We start from the raw sequence: 17673 nt of genomic DNA on the forward strand, positions 1-17673 counted from the left end.
ACTCGACTACAACTCCTGGAGTTGACCATGGGTCTCCTGTGAAGCGCGATACGGAATACGCGCTTCACGCTTCTGAGGGGGATGTTGTGGAAGGTCCTGAAAGGGCCGAAGAGGTAATAGGTGAAATCGGGATCGTCGAGGCGGATGTCGAGGCGAACGCCCAGGTGGGCGGGACGGATGGGGCCGTCGAGGCAGGATCGGTCGCGGCCGTCGCGGGCGAACAGGCCGAACAGGCCGAACCGCCGCTTCCGGGCCCCCGTCGTCGGCGCGGCCGTACGACGCTGATGATCGCCGGAGCCGCCGTGCTCGGTGTCGTCGCGGGCGCCTGCGCCGGCTTCCTCGTGCAGGCCGACCGCGAACCGACCGCGCTGCCGCCGCTCTCCCAGCCCGTGCTCGCCCAGGGCAAGGGCGAGGTCGAGCCGCTGTCGGCGGCGCAGGACCGGCGGGTCAAGACGGACGGCGATCTGCGCAAGCTGCTGATCACGCGCCCCAAGGGGGCCAAGGACGCCGATTTCGCGGTGGACAGCGACGGCTGGGCCGATCTGGCCACGTACGCGGAGGAGTACACGAAGCCGGGCGCCACGTTCAACACCCTCGTCGACGACGAGTTCCGCCGCGCGGCCATGGTCTCGTGGCGCGTGGGAGAGACGTACAACGTCGAGATCGCCCTCGTGCAGTTCCACCAGGAGAGCAAGGCGGCCGCGTCCGAGTGGGCCGAGAACGGCTCCTACTGGGCCGATGAAGAGGACGACACGCGCAGCTGGCCCATCCCCGGCACGGGTGAGGACAACGGGACGGCGTACGTGCACGACACACCCGAAGAGGAGGCGGGCTACCTCCCGATGTACTCGGCCGAGGCGTACGCGTGGCGCGGTGACATCTGCGTGGAGATCCAGGTCTACGACACCAAGCCGATCTCCAAGGCGAAGATCATGGACCTGGCCCAGCGGCAGGTGGGGAAGCTGTGAGCGACAACCCGGACCTCAACTCCGAGACCACCCCGGAGAACACTTCCGAGGCCACCCCGGAGAACACTCCCGAGGTCACCCCGAAGAACACTCCCGAGGTCACCCCGGAGAACACCCCCGAGAACGGTCCCGAGATCAGCTCCGGGGTCGGCCCCGAGCGCTCCGAGGTCGTCGAAGGTGTCGGCGTGGGCGCCGAGCCCGCCGTCGTGAAGCCCGCCCGCAGGGTCCTCCGTCCCGGCCGGATCGCGGCCGTGGCGGGAGCGGCGCTGCTGGCCTGCGCGCTCCTCGGCGGTGTCGGCTACACCGTCGTGACCGTCCAGGACGCCGACCGCGACCCCGGCAAGCCGACGTGGAAGTTCCCGCCGCCGGCCGCCCAGGACGACGAGAAGACCAAGAAGGACGTGGCGACGGGGCTGAGCGCCCTGCTCGTGCCCTTCGGCACCGACGGCTTCGAGCGCGGCCCCGACCTCGGCGAGTTCGGCGCGGACGCCGAGTTCAGCGGAGCCCAGGCCACGGCCATGCGCAAGGAGTCGATCAAGGGCCTGCCCAGCAAGTCGCGCCGGCAGCTGGAGAAGCTGATCGACAAGGAGCGCATCAAGGGCGTGGCGATGCGCAGCTACGCCGTCGGCCGGCTGGACTACAACACGACGGACGCGCTCTCCGTCGACGTCAACCTGTCGCGGATGGCGAACCGCACCGCGGTGCGTGAGGCGGCGGCGTCCTTCAACGGCTTCCTCGCCGCCACGGACGTCTTCCGCAAGGGCCCGAAGATCGCGGGCCACGAGGACGCCCAGTGCTTCCTGACACCCAAGGTCAAGGACAAGGACAAGGAACTGGGCGTCGCGCTCTGCACCGCGAGCGTGGGAGACGTGCTGGTCAGCGTCAGTGCCAACGCCCCCGGCGCGCTCGACGCGAAGTTCGTGACCAACTTCTTCACCGCGCAACTCGACCGCATCGACGACCCGGGACAGGCCGTATGACCGAGCAACAGCAGACGCCGGCCACCGCCGCACCGCCCGTCGCGACGACTGACGCAACGACCGTCGCGACGGCGGACGTGGCGCGCCCCGAGGCAGCCGGTGCGACGGCCGCGTCGACACCCGCCCCGCAGGACCCGCCCACCCCGCAGGACCCGGCCACGCCTGAGGGCCCCGCAGGCCCGCAGGAACCGGCCGTCCCGCAGGGCCCCGTCGCTCCGAAGGACCGGCGAGTCCTGCGGGCGCTCGCGCGCTGGACCGCCGTCGTCACGGTGTTCGCCGCGCTCGGGGCGGGGACGGCCTACGGGATCACGCGCATGGAGCGCACGGACGTACCCGGTCTCGCCACCGAGTCGGACGGGCGCTGGGCGTACCCGGAGCTCATCAGGCCGCCGCTGCCCTCGGGCAGTCCCGCCCCGTTCGACACCGACAACTGGGCGCAGGCCCACTACGCGGACCTGCGCGCGCTGCTGCTGCCCGCGCCCGAGGGGGCGACGGACGACAAGACGCTGCGGGGCGCCGACGGCTGGCTGCCCACGAAGGACTTCCTGACCGTGTTCGAGACGGAGTCGGACCGGGACGTCGTCGGCCAGCTGCTCACCGACAACGGGCTGCGGCACACGGCGGCCCGTGGCTGGACCACCCCGGACGGCACCCGCACCCGCGTCTACCTGCTCCAGTTCGACACGGAGACGGTGTCCGACGTCGTCTTCGGCGGGCTCACCTCCTACAACGCTCCCCTGCACACCGTCGACGGCGCCACCGCGGCGATGTTCGACGAGGCGTATCCCACCGCCGGCGACCTCTCCGACATCCAGCGTTACGCGTACGACGAGGCGAAGCCGTACGGCGAGGAGCAGGTGCGGCAGGCCTACCTCCGCGCGGGCGACGTCGTCGCCCTGGTGCTCCAGTCCCGTAAGGGCACCGCCGCGGCCATCCCCTTCCAGCAGACCGTCGCCCTGCAGACGCAGCTGCTGGGCTGACCCCCGCGAGGGAGTACCTCACACGGAGGGCCGCCCCCCGGCCGCGTAAGCTGGGGGCCGGCCCTGTCGTACGTCTCAAAGCACGCTCATCCGAGGAGCACCCCGTGGAGATCTTCTTCGAAGCCCTGCTGGTCCTGGTCTGCGTCGGCGTCCTCGCCTTCGCCGGTCTGACCGTGAAGAAGCTGTACCAGGGCCAGCGCTGACCGACGACGTCCAGGAACTGTCACCCATGATCGAGATTCCGTCCGACCTCCACAAGGACCTCGTCCCCCTCGCTTTCCTGCTGGGCAGCTGGGCGGGCGCGGGCGTGCACGACTTCCCCGGTTCGGAGAAGTGCAACTTCGGGCAGGAGGTCACCTTCGGCCACGACGGCCGGGACTTCCTGGAGTACCACTCCCACACCTGGGTCCTGGACGGTGAGGGCAACAAGGTCCGGCCCCTGGAGTCGGAGTCCGGCTTCTGGCGCGTCGACGCCGACCGCAAGGTCGAGGTGACCATGGTCCGCGACGACGGCGTGGTCGAGATCTGGTACGGCGAGATCGCCGACAAGAAGCCGCAGATCGACCTCGTCACCGACGCGGTGGCCCGCACGGCCGCCTCCGGCCCCTACACCGGCGGCAAGCGCCTGTACGGCTACGTCAAGAGCGACCTCATGTGGGTCGGCGAGAAGCAGACCCCCGAGGTCGAGCTGCGCCCCTACATGTCGGCGCACCTGAAGAAGGTCGTCACCCCGGAGGACGTCGAGCGCTGGGCGAAGGCCCTGCCCGACGACATGCCGGACGACGGGATCGCCTTCTTCAAGTAGTTCTAGACTCTTCGGTGTGGTGAGCACTGAGAGCACCGACTGGAAGAGCGGCCTGCGGCAGCGCGGTTACCGGCTGACGCCGCAGCGCCAGCTTGTCCTCGAAGCCGTGGACACCCTGGAGCACGCGACCCCCGACGACATCCTCGTGGAAGTGAGGAAGACGGCGTCGGGGGTCAACATTTCCACCGTGTACCGGACCCTGGAGCTCTTGGAGGAGCTGGAGCTGGTCAGCCACGCGCACCTGGGGCACGGGGCGCCGACCTACCACCTGGCGGACCGGCACCATCACCTCCACCTCGTCTGCCGGGACTGCGGCAATGTCATCGAGGCGGACGTGCAGGTGGCCGCGGAGTTCCGGGACAAGCTGCGCGAGACCTTCGGCTTCGACACGGACATGAAGCACTTCGCGATCTTCGGGCGCTGTGGGGACTGCACGCTCAAGGGTTCAATTACCAAGTCGTAGGCTTGGGGTCATGAAGAGCCCTCTGCTGTCCCTGCCCGGCGCCGTCCCCGCCGAGGGTGTGGACGAAGGCGTCGCCGGTCACTACGGCGACCTGTTCCGCGAGCAGCGCGCCCTCGCCGACGGCACCGGATTCGTCGACCTCTCGCACCGCGGGGTCGTCGCCGTCTCCGGCGAGGACCGGCTGAGCTGGCTGCACCTCCTCCTCACCCAGCACCTCACCGACCTCCGCGTCGGCGAGGCCACCGAAGCGCTGATCCTCTCCGCGAACGGCCACATCGAACACGCGCTCTACCTGGTGGACGACGGTCTGACGGTCTGGCTGCACGTCGAACCCGGCACCCAGGAGGCGCTGATCGCGTACCTGGAGTCGATGAAGTTCTTCTACCGGGTCGAGGTCGCGGACCGCACCGCCGAGTTCGCGGTCGTCCATCTCCCCGCGGGTTCCATCGCCCCCGTCCCGCCGGGTGTCGTCGTCCGGGAGACCGCGTACGGCCGCGATCTCTTCCTGCCGCGCGCCGACCTGGAGGCCTACGCCGGGCAGGCGGGCCCGCCGGCCGGGATCCTCGCCCACGAAGCCCTCCGCGTCGAGCACCACCGCCCGCGGCTCGGCTTCGAGACCGACCACCGCACCATCCCGCACGAGCTCGGCTGGATCGGCACCGCCGTGCACCTCCAGAAGGGCTGCTACCGCGGCCAGGAGACGGTGGCCCGGGTGCAGAACCTCGGCAAGCCGCCCCGCCGGCTCGTCTTCCTGCACCTCGACGGCAGCGAGGTCCACCTGCCGGTCGCCGGCACCGAACTCCGGGTCGCCGACGACGCCCCCGACGGGCGCAAGATCGGCTTCATCACCACGTCCGTACGCCACCACGAGCTCGGCCCGGTGGCCCTGGCCCTGGTGAAGCGGAACGTGCCGCTGGACGCGCCCCTGCTGGCCGGGACGACCGCCGCCGCCCAGGAAGTGGTCGTGGAGCCCTAGATCTCGATCAGCGCGGTGAACGGGCCGTCGTTCGTCAGTGACACGCGCATCTGCGCGCCGAACCGGCCCGTCGCCACCGTCGCGCCCAGCTCCCGCAGCCGCGCGACGACCGCGTCGACGAGCGGTTCGGCGACCTCGCCGGGGGCGGCCGCGTTCCAGGTGGGGCGGCGCCCCTTGCGCGCGTCCCCGTACAGCGTGAACTGGCTGATCACCAGCAGCGGGGCGTCGATGTCGCTGCACGACTTCTCGTCGTGCAGCATGCGGACCGACCAGAGCTTGCGGGCGAGTCGAGCCGCCTTCTCCTCGGTGTCCTCGTGGGTGACCCCGACCAGGACGCACAGTCCCTCGCCTTCGATCTCCCCGACCGTCTCGCCGTCCACGACGACGCTCGCGCCGTCCACCCTCTGCACCACCGCTCGCATGCGGACCATGATGCCGGGTGCCCCGCACCGGCCCGCGAGGGGCCCATTTTTGATCCTTAAGCCCCCATCTGGGGCCGTTCGGGGGGACTCGGTAACCCGGCGGCCGATCGGAGTGGCACGATGCTTCCCACACGCCGGTCGAGGGGACGGTCGAAGGACATGAACACACCGAATACCCGGCGGCCCGCCACACACCGGCCGCCGACACAGCGCAGCGACAGCCCCGTGCTGCCCGCGGAACCACCCCAGCACGACCTGACCCGGCTGAGCCTGCCCGAACTGCGCACCCTGCGCCGCGACGCCCAGCGCGACGAGGCCGACCTCAGCTACGTACGACGGCTGCTCCAGGGCCGTATCGACATCCTGCGCGCCGAACTGGCCCGCCGCTCCCCGTCGGGCGCGGCCTCCGTGGTGGAGCGGCTGTCGGAGATCCTCACCGACGCCCCGGCCCGCCACCGCTCCTCGGCCCGCCACGTCACCCTGGGCACCCCGCACAGCGAGGAGTACCGGCGGCTGGCCGCCGACATGCTCTCCGACGTCGAACTCTCCGACCTCGGCGCACGCACCGATCCCGAGCTCAACGACGCGATGGGCTGCCTGGTCCGCTACGAGCAGCAGGTCTCGAGCCGCCGCCAGCGTCTCCAGCGCACGGCCGACGAGTCGGGCGCGGAGATCACGAGGCGGTACCGGGAGGGAGAGGCGCAGGTGGAGGACCTCCTGGTCTGACTCCGGCGAGCCCCACCGGGACAGGGGCGAGTGCCCACCGGGGCAGGGCCGAGTGTCCCCCGGGGTCGGGCAGCGGGTCCCACCGGGCCGGGGCGGAGGGTCCCACCGGGACCGGGACCGGGAGGCGGGGGCGGGGGCGGGGGCGGGAAAAGTCTTCGCCCCACCCGGCCGGCCCTGCCTACGGTGATCCCATGACCCGCCGAGCCAAGCAGTCCCTCGACGTCCGTCCGATCACCGACGGGGAGCTACCCGACTGGACCCGTGCCGTGAACACGGGCTTTCTGCGCCCGCCCACCGTCCCCGACCAGATGCTCGCCGACCGCCGTCTCGCGTTCGCGGACTCCCGTGTCTCCGGCGCCTTCGACGCGGGCCGGTGCGTGGCGACGTTCCGCTCGTTCGACCAGGAGCTCACGGCGGTGGGCGGCGCCGCCGTCCCCGCCGACGCCATCTCCAACGTCACCGTCGCGCCCACACACCGCCGCCGCGGACTCCTCACCCGGCTGATGGCCGACGACCTGACGGCCGCGAAGGACCGCGGAGACGTCGTGGCCACCCTGATAGCCGCCGAGTACCGGATCTACGGCCGGTACGGCTTCGGCCCGGCGACCACGATGACCGAATGGTCGATCGACGTACCCCGCGCCGGCCTCGACCCGAACCGGTCGGTCCCGCAGGACGGCGGCCGGATCGACTTCGCCGACGGCGAGGAGATCCGCCGGATCGGCCCCGACCTGCATGAACGGCTGCGTCGCGGCCAGCCGGGCGCGATCGACCGGGACGAGCACTGGTGGGCGGCGCGGACCGGGCAGCTGTGGCTGCACGGCGATGCGTGGGTCGAGCCGTTCTTCGTGGTGTACCGCTCGGCGGACGGCGTGGTCGAGGGCATGGCCTCCTACCGGACCGACGACGAGTGGAGCGACGGCAAGCAGCCGCTGAACACGGCGAAGGTGAACTGGCTGAGCGCGGTGACCCCGGCCGCGGAGCGTGCCCTGTGGCACTACCTCTGTTCCATCGACTGGATCACCCGGGTGAAGACGGGCTGGCGTTCCCCGGACGACCTGCTCCCGCTGTATCTGCCGGATCCGCGCGCCGCGCGCATCACCACCCAGGCGGACTGGCTGTGGGTGCGGATCCTGGACGTCGTACGGGCCCTGGAGGCGCGGACGTACGACGGGTCCGGCGCGATGGTCCTCGAGATCGTCGACCGGGCGGGCCTGACCGGAGGCCGCTTCCTGCTGGACGCGACCCCCGACGGCGCCTCCTGTACGCCGACCACCCGCAGCGCCGACCTCACCCTGGACGTGGCCGAGCTGGCGACGCTGTGGCTGGGCGACGAGTCCGCGGGGCGGCTGGCGGCGCTGGGCCGGCTCCGGGAAGAACGAGCGGGCGCCGCCCGAGGGGCCGACGCCCTGCTGCGAACGTCCGGGCGGCCTTGGTGCCCGGACATGTTCTGACGGCTCCTTTCCGCGTGACTGTGCGCCCTGAGTGCCCTGGTGCCTGAGCGGCCTGGGGCCTGAGCGGCTCTGTGGCCGTGTGGCCGCGTGGTGCTGTTTGCCGTGGTGCCGTGGTGCTCGTGCGTCCTCGGACGCGGGTATCCGTAGCTGTTCGGTCGTGCTGTTCAGTTGTGGCTGTGCGATCCCTCTGAAGTTGTGGCTGTGCGAACGATGTTCAGTTGTGGCTGTACGTCGGTGCCGACTGCTCGGGCTCCCGGCTCCCCTCCGGAAGGGAGCCCGACCGGCCAACCGTCTGGAAGTTTGACCATGTTGTTGAAGTTGGCAGCCAACTTCACTGTAACTATGTCCGCTTGGAAGCGTCCTATAACCATCTATCTTTGAACTGCCCAAAGATGGCGAGAAGTTGTAGTGTGCGGACGTGGAGCCGGAACATGCCTCCGTCAATGGGCGGAGGGCGGCGGTGCGGCCGCAGCGGTCACATCGCGAGGTGGCCGACGAGTTGCGCACCCGGATCAGGACCGGAGTGCTGCGGCCGGGTGAACGCATGCCGACGCAGGCCAAGCTGGCGGACGAGTTCGGCGTCGAGCGGGGTGCCGTACGGCAGGCGCTGCGCATTCTCCAGTCCGAGCAGCTCCTCACCAACGTCTCCAAGGGAAGCCCGGCGACGGTCGCGGCGCGGCCGGGTGCGGTCGGCTTCCCTGTGGGTCCCGCGGCGACGCCGCAGCCCGCGATGGTGGCGCTCCCGCCGCGCATCACCGAGGCCTTCGCGGCCGACCACGTCGAGGTCGACGCCCTGTGCCTGACGGCCGTCTCGCTGACGGCCGCGATCGGCGAGCCCCTGCGGCAGATCCACGCGGGGCGACTGAAACCGGCCAAGATCGACGTCCGCGTCCTGTTGCCGTCCCGGAACATCGACCTCGCCTTCCCGGCGGCGGTGGACCTCGCGGACACCGGGCGGCTCCAGCGCCGCTGGCTGGCCCACCGCAACGCGCAGGGCCAGGTGCTGCGGCACAACCTGCTCACCCTGCGTTCCACACACGGCATCGATGTACGCGTCACCTTCCGCGCACTGCCCTTCACCCCGCCCGTCAAGCTGTATCTCCTCAACGGGACGGAAGCGCTGTTCGCCTACTACATGGTCAAGCGGCGTGAGCAGACCATCGACCACGAGCACCTGGAGATGTACGACGCCGAAGGCACGCGGTCGGTGCTGTTCGCCTTCGAGCAGGGCGCCGGACCGCGTGACACGACGTTCGTGGAACAGTCCCACCTGTGGTTCGACGCGCTGTGGGAGACGATCAGCTCGGAGCTGGTGCTCACGAGCTGACGGCGGGCCCGGTGGCGAGGAGGGCCAGGATCACGGCGCCGGCGGAACTGATGACCGGGCTCTTGGCCTTGATGCCGACGCTGAGCAGGAGCAGGCCGAGGGCACCGGTGGTGCCGTACTTCCACTGGATGGTCTGTTCGACACCGACGACGAAGGCGGCACAGAGGAGGACGAGGACGGGCATGGTGGTTCCCCCTTCCGAGACGGGAGTGGGAGGCAAGCCTTCCGCCAACTCACTCAAGTTGGTTGCCAACTATGACTATGTTGTCCCCACTTGGTGGCGACTGCTAAACAACTTTCAAACAACTCCCGCCAGATGGATGTAAGTTGTAGCGTTTGGTCGTGACCCAGGAGAACGTGGCAGTGAACGGCAGCAGGCTCTCACCCCGTGAGATCGCCGATGTCCTGCGCGAACGCATCCGCGTCGGGGATCTCAGGGCCGGCGACCGGTTGCCCACCCAGGCCGAGCTCGCCGACGAGTTCGGCGTGGAACGCGGCACCGTCCGCCAGGCCCTGCGGGCACTCCAGGACGACGGGCTGCTCACCAACGTGAGCAAGGGCAGCCCGCCGCGGATCGCGGAGCCGCCGGCGCCGGACCGCGGTGAGCCGCAGCCCACGATGGTCGGCCTGGCCCCGCGGCTGACCGCGGCCTTCGGAGTCCCGCATGTGCGGATAGACGCGGCCTGCCTCACCGCCGAGAGCCTGATCCCGGCCCTGGGGGAGCCCCTGCGGCTGATCCACGCCGGCAGCATCCGGCCCCGGAAGGTCGACGTCCGCATCCTGCTGCCGTCGCGGGACATCAGTCTGGCCTTCCCGGTCTCGGTCGAGGACCGCGGCGACGACGAGGATCCGGTCCACCAGCGCTGGCTGGCGATGCGCAACGCGCAGGGACAGGTGCTGAGTTACAACCTCCGGGCGCTGCGCTCGCACGGCGTGGACGTCAACATCACCTTCCGCGCGCTGCCGTTCACCCCGCCGGTGAAGCTGTACCTCCTCAACGGGCAGGAAGCGCTGATCGCGTACTACATGGTCGCGCGCACGGAGGAGACCACCGACAGCGGAACCCTCGACATGTACGACGTGCGGGGCACCGAGTCGCTCCTCTTCTCCTTCGAGAAGGCCACCGGTCAGCGCGACGCCGCGTTCGTGGAGGAATCCCAGAAGTGGTTCGACGCCCTCTGGGAAACCATCACGACGGACCTGACACTCTTCTAGTGACCTCTGATACGACGCAGACTGAGCAGGTGGCAGCCGACACCGGAAACGAAGACACGGGCGACGGGATCGAGGAAGTGCGGGAGTTGATCACCCGCGCGAGGGTTGTCCTGTGGGACTTCGACGGGCCGATCTGCCGGCTCTTCGCCGGTCACCCGGCGCACGAGGTGGCCGACGGCCTCGTGGAATGGCTCGAAGGGCGGGGTCTGCGCGGCCTGCTGCGGGAGTCCGAGCGGGAGTCGCCGGATCCGCACGTCGTGTTGCACGCGGTGGACCGCAGGCATCCGGGCAGCGACCTGCTCGCGGAGCTGGAGGAGCGCCTCACCCAGGAGGAACTGAAGGCGACGTCCACGGCGATGCCCACGGCATGGGCGGACCCCCTGATACGCACGCTGGTCGCACGGAAGCTGCGGCTGGCCATCACCACGAACAACTCCCCGCAGGCGGCGACCGCCTACCTGGCGAGCCGCGGGCTCACCTCCTGCTTCGCGCCGCACATCTACGGCCGCAGCCGGGAACTGTGTCTCCTCAAGCCCCACCCGCACTGCCTGAACCGTGCCCTGCGCGCCATGGGATCGGCACCCGACACCGCCCTGATGATCGGCGACGCCCCCTCCGACTTCGAGGCCGCCGGCGAGGCCGGCGTGCCCTTCCTGGGCTACGCGCGTAACGAGCGCAAGGAGAAGATGCTCAGGGAGGCGGGTGCCACGGTGGTGGTGAACTCGCTGGGGACGGTCCTGAAGGCGGTCAGGGAGCTCTGAACAGCAGCAGGACGAGCACGACGGCCGCCCCGAAGGCGAGCACGTCGTGCCGGGCCCGCACGCCCACGGCCACGGTGCAGAGCAGCATCACGCCCACCGCCCCCAGCTTCGCCTGCACCGTCAACCCCGCGCAGAACGCCAGGAGTTCCCAGAGTGCCGATAACAGGAGCATGGCCTTCCGCCTTCCTGCCAGATTCGGTGAACCATGCAAGTCCCGGTCCAATTGGACTGCTTGACTTGGAATGGATTTCCCCTGCCTGATTGATCCTTAATCGGCCTGCTCTGTGCGGGACTTGACTGAGATTGGTTTGCCATTGGACGGGTGGCGGTACGGTCGGTGTGTGGAAGCGCAGCAGGGTGGTGACAGTGGCGGCCGGGAGTTCCACCGGGTCGCCGACAAACTACGTGCCCGGATGACGGACGGGACGTATTCGCTGCGCTCCTTCCTGCCGCCCCAGCGGAACCTCGCCGAGGAGTTCGGCGTCTCCCGCGACACCATTTCCCGCGTGATGCGGGAACTCGTCAACGAGGGCTGGATCGAGTCCCGTCAGGGCAGTGGGTCCCGGGTGATCAAGACGCGGAAGGCCGAGTCCTCCCCACCGAAAGTCCTCCGGCAGGGGCGGGGGGCCACGCTGGGACCGGTGCTCAGCGAGGCCTTCGAGCAACCGGAGGTCACGCTGGACGTCTACACGTTGACGTCCGAGTCGCTGGACGCGCACATCCGGTTGCAGGCCGAGCGGATCTTCCAGGGGTCCATCGCCCCCCGGCACATCGGTCTGCGGATGCTGCTGCCCTCCGAGAAGCTGGCGCTGCCCTACCCGAGGGCCAAGGGCGACAAGGACGACGACCGGCTGCGCACACGTCTGCACGACATCACGAACCGCCACACGGAGTCGCTGCGCGGGGTGCTGGGACTCGTGCGGTCCCAGATGCCGGGGGTCGAGGTCGACGTCGAGATCCGGCACGCCCCCCTGACCCCCGCCTTCAAGCTCTACCTCGTCAACAAGACCGAGGCGCTGCTCGGTCCGTACGAGGTGATCCAACGGCAGATCGACGTGGGCGCGGACGACGAGGACGAGCAGATCGCCGCTCTCGACGTGCTGGGGCTCGGGGCCACGCTCACCCACCTGGTGAAGGACGAGGACCCGAGCTCGCCGGGCAGCGTCTTCGTGGGCGCCTGGCAGGCGTGGTTCGACTCCGTCTGGAACCTTCTCGCCGAATAGCCGGTCCGGCTGCGTTAGCATGCCTCAATCGCGCGAGCAATCGCTCCCGTCCGTACGTATGAGACGGCGAACAAGCCGGTCTCGAACGACTCGACGTGAGTGCGTGGCAAAACCACCATTCGGCTCAGCTGATCCTCACTCCGGTCGTGCGGCGCGTTTACCGTTTGCCCTACCCTGCCCAGCGCGAGTACCGGAGCGGCCAGTGGTCGACCACCTTGTTTCCCCTCGTCACCTGGGGAAACGGACCACCGAGGACGTGCCCGGAGTGCTGCGGGCCTTCCTCGAGGCCGCCGCGTCGACCCAGGAGTCCAGCGGCCATCACAACCGCAACTACGTGCTGCCGCTGACGGAGGACGTCGCGCCCCTGGTCGGCCTGGCACCGGGGACCTCGGTGATAGTGCGCGTCAGGCGATCGGACGCGCTGCCCGTGGTGATCAGGACCTGGCACGACGAGGCCGCGATCCTCGACGCCCTCCACGGCGCCCTGTCACACGCACCCGCGTGCCTGGTCAAGACGCCGGGTTACGCCGTCCACAGCCATGTGGACGGCGTACCGCTCTCGACCATCTGCGGAAACGGTAAGCCTGTCGACACCCTGCTGGTGAAGGCGCTGGCCGAGCTGCTGGCCCGGATGACCCTGGTGCGTCGCCAGGCACTGCCGCCGCTGCCCGGCTCCTGGCCCGCCAACCACAGCGACAGCCAGGCTTTCCTGAAGACCCTGGCCCTGTGCGCGGACGAACAGATCCGCCGGCCCAACTGGCACGAGTTCGGCGGTCTGTTCAAGGCGCTGGGCATCTCCGACGACGCTCTGCCGAGGCTGGCCGCGGGCGTGCCCGCGATGACCCGCCGGCCGTACAGCCTCCTGCACGCGGACCTGCACCGCGACAACCTGATCGTGTCCTACGCCGGCGACCCGCCGCTCATCTGCGTCGACTGGGAACTGGCCACCTTCGGCGACCCGCTGCACGACCTCGCCACCCACCTGGTGCGCATGCGGTACCCGCACCACCAGTGGGACGAGGTGATCGAGGCGTGGGCCGCCGCCATGCGGCGGTACCGGCCCGCCGCGGTCAAGGGCCTGCACAAGGACCTTCCCCACTACGTCGCGTTCGAGCGGGCGCAGTCCGTCTATCCGGACGTGATGCGAGCCGCGCGGTCGTTGCAGGGGTCGTCCACGCGCAAGACGATGGACGAGGCCACCGCGGAGGTACGCCGGGCCCTGGAGACCGCCGCCGAGCCGCTGCGGCTCGGAGACGTTCCGGCCAACGACGAGATCGCCCGCGCGCTCTTCCGCTGGCTGGCCTCGCGTGAGGACCGGGGTGTCAGAGGCCCGGACTGGGTGACGAAGGCCCCCGCCTGGGAGCCGGACCACCGCCTTCCCGAACACCCCCGCTTCCCGCGGTCGGCCGTGCGCGAGGCCCTGCTCGCCGAGGGAGCCGCTCCGGCGGGCCGGGTGTTCAAGGGGACCGCGCACCTCAACTCCGTGGTCTGCGTGGACGGCTGGCCGACCCCCCTGGTCGTACGGCGCAAACGGCCCAACGTCTCGCGGCTGGAGCCGAGCTACCTCAGCGAGCACGCCGTCCTGCGGGCGATCCAGGAGTCGGGGGTGCGGGTGGCGGCGCCGAAGGTGCTGGCGCTGGGCAGGAGCTACCCGAACGACGCCTTCAGCATTCACACGTACGTCGGCACCCGCATCGACCAGCCGCCCGTCCACCCGGTGAACGGGCTGCTCCCGCACGAGGCGGACGCACTGGTCGACCAACTGTGCGAGCTGACCCGCGTGGACGAGAGGCTGCTCGACACGGGTGTCCGGGTCACCGAGTTCTGCGAGTGGCTCAAGGAACAACTGATCGGGCTCGTACGGGACCTGCCGAAGGAGTCGCTGCAACTGGCCCGCCTGCTCGGTCTTCCCGACGAGCGGCGGCTGCGGGAGATCCTGTCCCGGCACCGGGTGAGCCTGCGGACCCCGGCCCTGCTGCACGGCGACCTCAACCCGTGGAATCTGGTGCGCCGCGACGACGACCGGGCGCTGACCATCATCGACTGGGAGATGGCCCTGGTCGGCGACCCGCTCTACGACCTGGTCCGGCACATGCACCTGACGCCGACCCGGCCGGAGATCCGGGCCCGGATGTTCCGGCGGTGGGAGGAGAAGCTGCCGAAGCAGTACACGGAGGACTGGCGCACGGACTGGTCGGTCTACCGCTGGATCGAGATCATCCGCTCGGCGTACATCGACCTCGTCCGCCTGACCACCGGGGCCGGTCTGGACGCCCCCAACGTCCGCCGGGCCGTGGACTCCTACGCCGAGACACTGGCCGCGGCCACCGCCTCCCTCGGCCTCCCGTCCCCCCGGGCCACCAACCCCTACCTCGAACTGGCCCTGACCCGCGGCCGCACCTGACCCGCGGCCGCACCTGACCCGCGGCCGGAACGTGAACCCGACGCGGCCGGACGAAGCGGGGTCGGGCGACAGGGGTCCCCGTAGGCTCGGCCCATGAGCGAGACCGGGCTGCGCGAGCGCAAGAGGCAGCGGATGTACCAGGCCGTGTCGGACATCGCCGTCCGGCTCTTCGTCGAGCGCGGCTTCGACGCGGTGTCCGTCGCCGAGATCGCCGCGGCGGCCGAGATCTCCAAGCCGACCCTCTTCCGGTACTTCCCGGCCAAGGAGGACCTCGTCCTGCACCGGATCGCCGACCACGAGCAGGAGTCGGCCCGGGTCGTCACGGCGGCGCGGGCCGAGGGGGTCGCACCGCTGCCCGCCCTGCGCCGGCACTTCCTCGCCGGACTGGCCGCCGACGACCCCGTCACCGGCCTCAACGACCACCCGCACGTGCGTGCCTTCTACGCCATGCTCTACGGCACGCCCTCCCTGGTCGCGCGGCTCCACGGCTACCTGGAGCGTTCGGAGGGCGCCCTCGCCGGCGCCCTGGCGGACGAGCTGCCCGACGCTCTCGACGCCCGGCTGGCCGCCGGCCAGATCGTCGCCGTCCGGCGGATCCTCGCCGAGGAGAACTGGCGGCGGATCGCGGAGGGGGAGCGGCTGGAGGACGTGCGGGGCGACGCGGAGGCGGCGGTGGAGCGGGCGTTCGCGGCGCTGGCGGCGGGTTTGCCGCAGCTCGCCGGCTGACCCGGCTCGGTGGTACCTGGTAAAAAACGTTACTAGGTAACGTTATTCGTTATCCTGGCTGTATGACGACACCCGAGCCGGCCCCCGAGGGCGACCCGAAGAGCCCTCCGGATCTCGGCACCGCGCTGCGCGACGAACGCGCCCACCACGACCTCTGCCGGGCCGCTCTCACCGCGATGGTCGACGGCGCCGACCTCCAGGTCGTCACCGGCGAGGACGTCTCCGCCTCCGGCGCCGACGCCGAGGTCCTCGGCTACCGGCTGCGCAGCCACGCCAAGGCCCTGCACGAACTGCCCGACGGCCCCCTGTTCTTCGGCCGGCTGGACTTCGCGCACGGCACGGGCGGCGAGCACGAGGGCCTCGCCCACCACATCGGCCGGCTCCGCATCAGCGAGCACCCGGCCGCCCCGCCCCTCGTCGTCGACTGGCGCGCCCCTGTCTCCCGCGCCTTCTACCAGGCGAGCACCCGCGACCCCCAGGGCGTGGCCGTCCGGCGGCGGTTCGGCTGGGCCCCCGGCAGCCGGGGCGCATCCGCCGACCTCACCGGCCTGGAGGACGAGCGCCTCGACGCGGGCGGCCGCCTCGACGACGTGGAGCGGGCCGGACGGCACGGGCGGGACGGGGCGGGACGCCCGGACGGGATCGTCGCCCGCGAGATCGAACGGCCCCGGGTCGGCCCGATGCGGGACATCGCCGCGACCATCCAGCCCGAGCAGGACGAACTCGTCCGCGGGGACCTCGCCGAGTCCGTGTGCGTGCAGGGCGCTCCCGGCACCGGCAAGACCGCCGTGGGCCTGCACCGGGCCGCCTACCTCCTCTACACCCACCCGCGGCGCATCCGGCGCGGCGGACTGCTGATCCTCGGCCCCAACCGCACCTTCCTCTCCTACATCGCCGAAGTGCTGCCCTCCCTCGGCGAGACCGGCGTACGGCAGTCGACCCTGCACGACGAGATCGCCCGCCGGCCGGTCACCGGGACCGACCCCGACCGGACCGCCGCCGTCAAGCACGACGCCCGGATGGCCGAGGTGCTGCGCAGGGCGGTGTACGGACGGGTGGCGGCCGGCCGCGCCGAGGACCTCTTCGTCCCCGACGGCTCCTACCGCTGGCGGATCGCGGGCGACCGGCTGGCGGAGATCGTCAGCGGGGTGCTCGCCGAGGAGCCGCCGTACGAGATCGGGCGCGAGCGGGTGCGCAGCCGGATCGTGCGCCGGATCCAGGAGCTGGTGGAACGCCGGAGCGGGCCGCGTCCGGCCTCCTGGACGCGCCGCATCGAACGCGCCCGGCCGGTGAGCGCCTGCGTGGAAGCGCTGTGGCCCAAGGCGCGTCCGGAGGAGGTCCTGGCACAACTCCTCACGGACGGCGAGGAGTTGGCACGGGCCGCGGACGGCCTCCTGGACGCCGCGGAGCAGCGGGCCCTGCGCCGGCCGCGCCCGCCCCGTTCGCCGAGGTCGGCGCGCTGGTCGTCCGCCGACCTCGTCCTGCTGGACGAGATCGCCGGCCTCCTCGACCGTCCCCAGGGTTACGGCCATGTCGTCGTCGACGAGGCCCAGGACCTCTCCCCGATGGAGTGCCGGGTGGTCGCCCGCCGGGTCCGCTTCGGCTCGCTCACGGTCCTCGGCGACCTGGCGCAGGGCACCACCCCCTGGGCGGCGGACTCCTGGCCGGTGCAGATGGCCCACCTGGGCAAGCCGGGCGCGACGATCGTCCCGCTGACCACGGGCTTCCGTGTCCCGGCCGCCGTCCTCGCCCTCGCGGGCCGCCTCCTCGACCTCCTCGACGTCGACGTGCCACGCGCCGACTCCCTGCGCAGGGACGGTGAACTGCGCGTCCGGCGGGCCGACGGCGATCTGCCCCGCGCGGTGGTCGCCGCCGTACGCGACGCGCTTGAGCACGAGGGCTCGATCGGCGTCATCGCCGCGGACCCCCAGGCCGACGAGGTCCGCGCGGCCCTGACCGGGGCCGGCATCCCGACCGCCGCCCCGGACGGCCCGGAGGGAGCGGCCGCCCGGGTGACGGTGGTCCCGGCGACCCTCGTCAAGGGCCTCGAGTACGACCACGTCGTCGCCGTCGAACCGGCGGCCATCGCACAGTCGGAGCAGCGCGGCCTGAACCGGCTCTACGTGGTGCTGACCCGCGCGGTCTCGCGACTTGAGGTGGTGCACGAACGGGAGTTGCCGTGGGAGACGTGAGGAAGGGGTGTGGGGAGGGAGACGTGAGGAAGGAGACGTGAGAAGGAGGGA

General features: G+C 70.9%; 18 protein-coding genes. 15 read left to right on the plus strand and 3 right to left on the minus strand.

From position 1 onward, the window contains the following. Positions 1-86 precede the first annotated feature (86 nt). From OG440_RS20080 to OG440_RS20105, 6 genes are all read left to right on the plus strand, one after another. Positions 87-968 carry a hypothetical protein gene (locus tag OG440_RS20080; protein ID WP_406008178.1) on the plus strand — a complete coding sequence of 294 codons (882 nt, stop codon included), beginning with the start codon at positions 87-89 and terminating at the stop codon, positions 966-968. Next, the gene (locus tag OG440_RS20085) at positions 965-1948 is read left to right on the plus strand and encodes a hypothetical protein (protein WP_406008179.1); all 984 of its coding nucleotides are present in this window, start codon (positions 965-967) and stop codon (positions 1946-1948) included. Before OG440_RS20080 ends, OG440_RS20085 begins: the two co-directional genes overlap by 4 nt. Beyond that, entirely contained in the window at positions 1945-2928 is a 984-nt protein-coding gene (locus tag OG440_RS20090; RefSeq protein WP_406008180.1) for a hypothetical protein, read from the plus strand. The genes OG440_RS20085 and OG440_RS20090 overlap by 4 nt, the downstream gene beginning before the upstream one ends. A gap of 229 nt (positions 2929-3157) precedes the next feature. Beyond that, complete coding sequence (locus OG440_RS20095) at positions 3158-3733, plus strand: FABP family protein (protein WP_406008181.1); 576 nt, start codon at positions 3158-3160, stop codon at positions 3731-3733. A gap of 16 nt (positions 3734-3749) precedes the next feature. Further along, positions 3750-4196 carry a Fur family transcriptional regulator gene (locus OG440_RS20100; protein WP_406008182.1) on the plus strand — a complete coding sequence of 149 codons (447 nt, stop codon included), beginning with the start codon at positions 3750-3752 and terminating at the stop codon, positions 4194-4196. Between the two features lie 10 nt (positions 4197-4206). After that, positions 4207-5172, plus strand: a complete 966-nt coding sequence (locus OG440_RS20105; protein ID WP_406008183.1) for a YgfZ/GcvT domain-containing protein — start codon at positions 4207-4209, stop codon at positions 5170-5172. Here OG440_RS20105 and dtd read toward each other — a convergent pair. After that, complete coding sequence (dtd, locus tag OG440_RS20110) at positions 5169-5594, minus strand: D-aminoacyl-tRNA deacylase (RefSeq protein WP_406008184.1); 426 nt, start codon at positions 5592-5594, stop codon at positions 5169-5171. The genes OG440_RS20105 and dtd overlap by 4 nt on opposite strands. 159 nt (positions 5595-5753) lie before the next feature. Between dtd and OG440_RS20115 the strand changes: the two genes are divergently transcribed. From OG440_RS20115 to OG440_RS20125, 3 genes are all read left to right on the plus strand, one after another. Next, complete coding sequence (locus OG440_RS20115) at positions 5754-6320, plus strand: aerial mycelium formation protein (RefSeq protein WP_406008185.1); 567 nt, start codon at positions 5754-5756, stop codon at positions 6318-6320. A 191-nt stretch (positions 6321-6511) separates the two neighbouring features. Beyond that, positions 6512-7774 carry a GNAT family N-acetyltransferase gene (locus tag OG440_RS20120; protein WP_406008186.1) on the plus strand — a complete coding sequence of 421 codons (1263 nt, stop codon included), beginning with the start codon at positions 6512-6514 and terminating at the stop codon, positions 7772-7774. Between the two features lie 460 nt (positions 7775-8234). Further along, complete coding sequence (locus tag OG440_RS20125) at positions 8235-9101, plus strand: winged helix-turn-helix domain-containing protein (RefSeq protein ID WP_406011400.1); 867 nt, start codon at positions 8235-8237, stop codon at positions 9099-9101. Here the strand turns inward: OG440_RS20125 and OG440_RS20130 are convergent. After that, complete coding sequence (locus OG440_RS20130; RefSeq protein WP_054243849.1) at positions 9091-9285, minus strand: hypothetical protein; 195 nt, start codon at positions 9283-9285, stop codon at positions 9091-9093. The two genes, OG440_RS20125 and OG440_RS20130, sit on opposite strands and share 11 nt — an antisense overlap. A gap of 152 nt (positions 9286-9437) precedes the next feature. On the opposite strand from OG440_RS20130, the gene OG440_RS20135 reads away from it, so the two are divergent. Together OG440_RS20135 and OG440_RS20140 are read left to right on the plus strand one after the other, a co-directional pair. Beyond that, positions 9438-10316 (plus strand): GntR family transcriptional regulator, encoded by an 879-nt coding sequence (locus OG440_RS20135; protein ID WP_406008187.1) that lies wholly within the window; start codon positions 9438-9440, stop codon positions 10314-10316. A 29-nt stretch (positions 10317-10345) separates the two neighbouring features. After that, entirely contained in the window at positions 10346-11077 is a 732-nt protein-coding gene (locus OG440_RS20140) for an HAD family hydrolase (RefSeq protein WP_406008188.1), read from the plus strand. Here the strand turns inward: OG440_RS20140 and OG440_RS20145 are convergent. Continuing rightward, positions 11064-11249 carry a hypothetical protein gene (locus OG440_RS20145; protein WP_406008189.1) on the minus strand — a complete coding sequence of 62 codons (186 nt, stop codon included), beginning with the start codon at positions 11247-11249 and terminating at the stop codon, positions 11064-11066. The two genes, OG440_RS20140 and OG440_RS20145, sit on opposite strands and share 14 nt — an antisense overlap. A 169-nt stretch (positions 11250-11418) precedes the next feature. Between OG440_RS20145 and OG440_RS20150 the strand changes: the two genes are divergently transcribed. The 4 genes from OG440_RS20150 (at position 11419) to OG440_RS20165 (ending at position 17622) form a co-directional block, all read left to right on the plus strand. Beyond that, entirely contained in the window at positions 11419-12300 is an 882-nt protein-coding gene (locus OG440_RS20150; protein ID WP_406008190.1) for a winged helix-turn-helix domain-containing protein, read from the plus strand. Positions 12301-12556: 256 nt separating this feature from the next. Then, on the plus strand, positions 12557-14704 hold the full coding sequence (locus OG440_RS20155) for an aminoglycoside phosphotransferase family protein (RefSeq protein ID WP_406008191.1): 2148 nt from the start codon (positions 12557-12559) through the stop codon (positions 14702-14704). Positions 14705-14797: 93 nt separating this feature from the next. Continuing rightward, positions 14798-15430, plus strand: coding sequence for a TetR family transcriptional regulator (locus OG440_RS20160; protein WP_406008192.1), 633 nt, complete (start codon positions 14798-14800; stop codon positions 15428-15430). Positions 15431-15492: 62 nt separating this feature from the next. Then, positions 15493-17622: a HelD family protein gene (locus tag OG440_RS20165; protein WP_406008193.1), complete on the plus strand. Its 2130-nt coding sequence runs from the start codon at positions 15493-15495 to the stop codon at positions 17620-17622. Positions 17623-17673: the final 51 nt, after the last annotated feature.

Source organism: Streptomyces sp. NBC_00637 (assembly GCF_045161545.1).
GTDB lineage: Bacteria > Actinomycetota > Actinomycetes > Streptomycetales > Streptomycetaceae > Streptomyces.

Bases quoted from the DNA above. Each gene is read 5' to 3' on its own strand.
- OG440_RS20095 (WP_406008181.1), top strand. From the start codon at position 3,158: ATGATCGAGATTCCGTCCGACCTCCACAAGGACCTCGTCCCCCTCGCT.
- OG440_RS20165 (WP_406008193.1), top strand. From the start codon at position 15,493: ATGACGACACCCGAGCCGGCCCCCGAGGGCGACCCGAAGAGCCCTCCG.
- OG440_RS20130 (WP_054243849.1), bottom strand. From the start codon at position 9,285: ATGCCCGTCCTCGTCCTCCTCTGTGCCGCCTTCGTCGTCGGTGTCGAA.
- OG440_RS20090 (WP_406008180.1), top strand. From the start codon at position 1,945: ATGACCGAGCAACAGCAGACGCCGGCCACCGCCGCACCGCCCGTCGCG.
- OG440_RS20115 (WP_406008185.1), top strand. From the start codon at position 5,754: ATGAACACACCGAATACCCGGCGGCCCGCCACACACCGGCCGCCGACA.
- dtd (WP_406008184.1), bottom strand. From the start codon at position 5,594: ATGCGAGCGGTGGTGCAGAGGGTGGACGGCGCGAGCGTCGTCGTGGAC.
- OG440_RS20120 (WP_406008186.1), top strand. From the start codon at position 6,512: ATGACCCGCCGAGCCAAGCAGTCCCTCGACGTCCGTCCGATCACCGAC.
- OG440_RS20105 (WP_406008183.1), top strand. From the start codon at position 4,207: ATGAAGAGCCCTCTGCTGTCCCTGCCCGGCGCCGTCCCCGCCGAGGGT.
- OG440_RS20160 (WP_406008192.1), top strand. From the start codon at position 14,798: ATGAGCGAGACCGGGCTGCGCGAGCGCAAGAGGCAGCGGATGTACCAG.
- OG440_RS20145 (WP_406008189.1), bottom strand. From the start codon at position 11,249: ATGCTCCTGTTATCGGCACTCTGGGAACTCCTGGCGTTCTGCGCGGGG.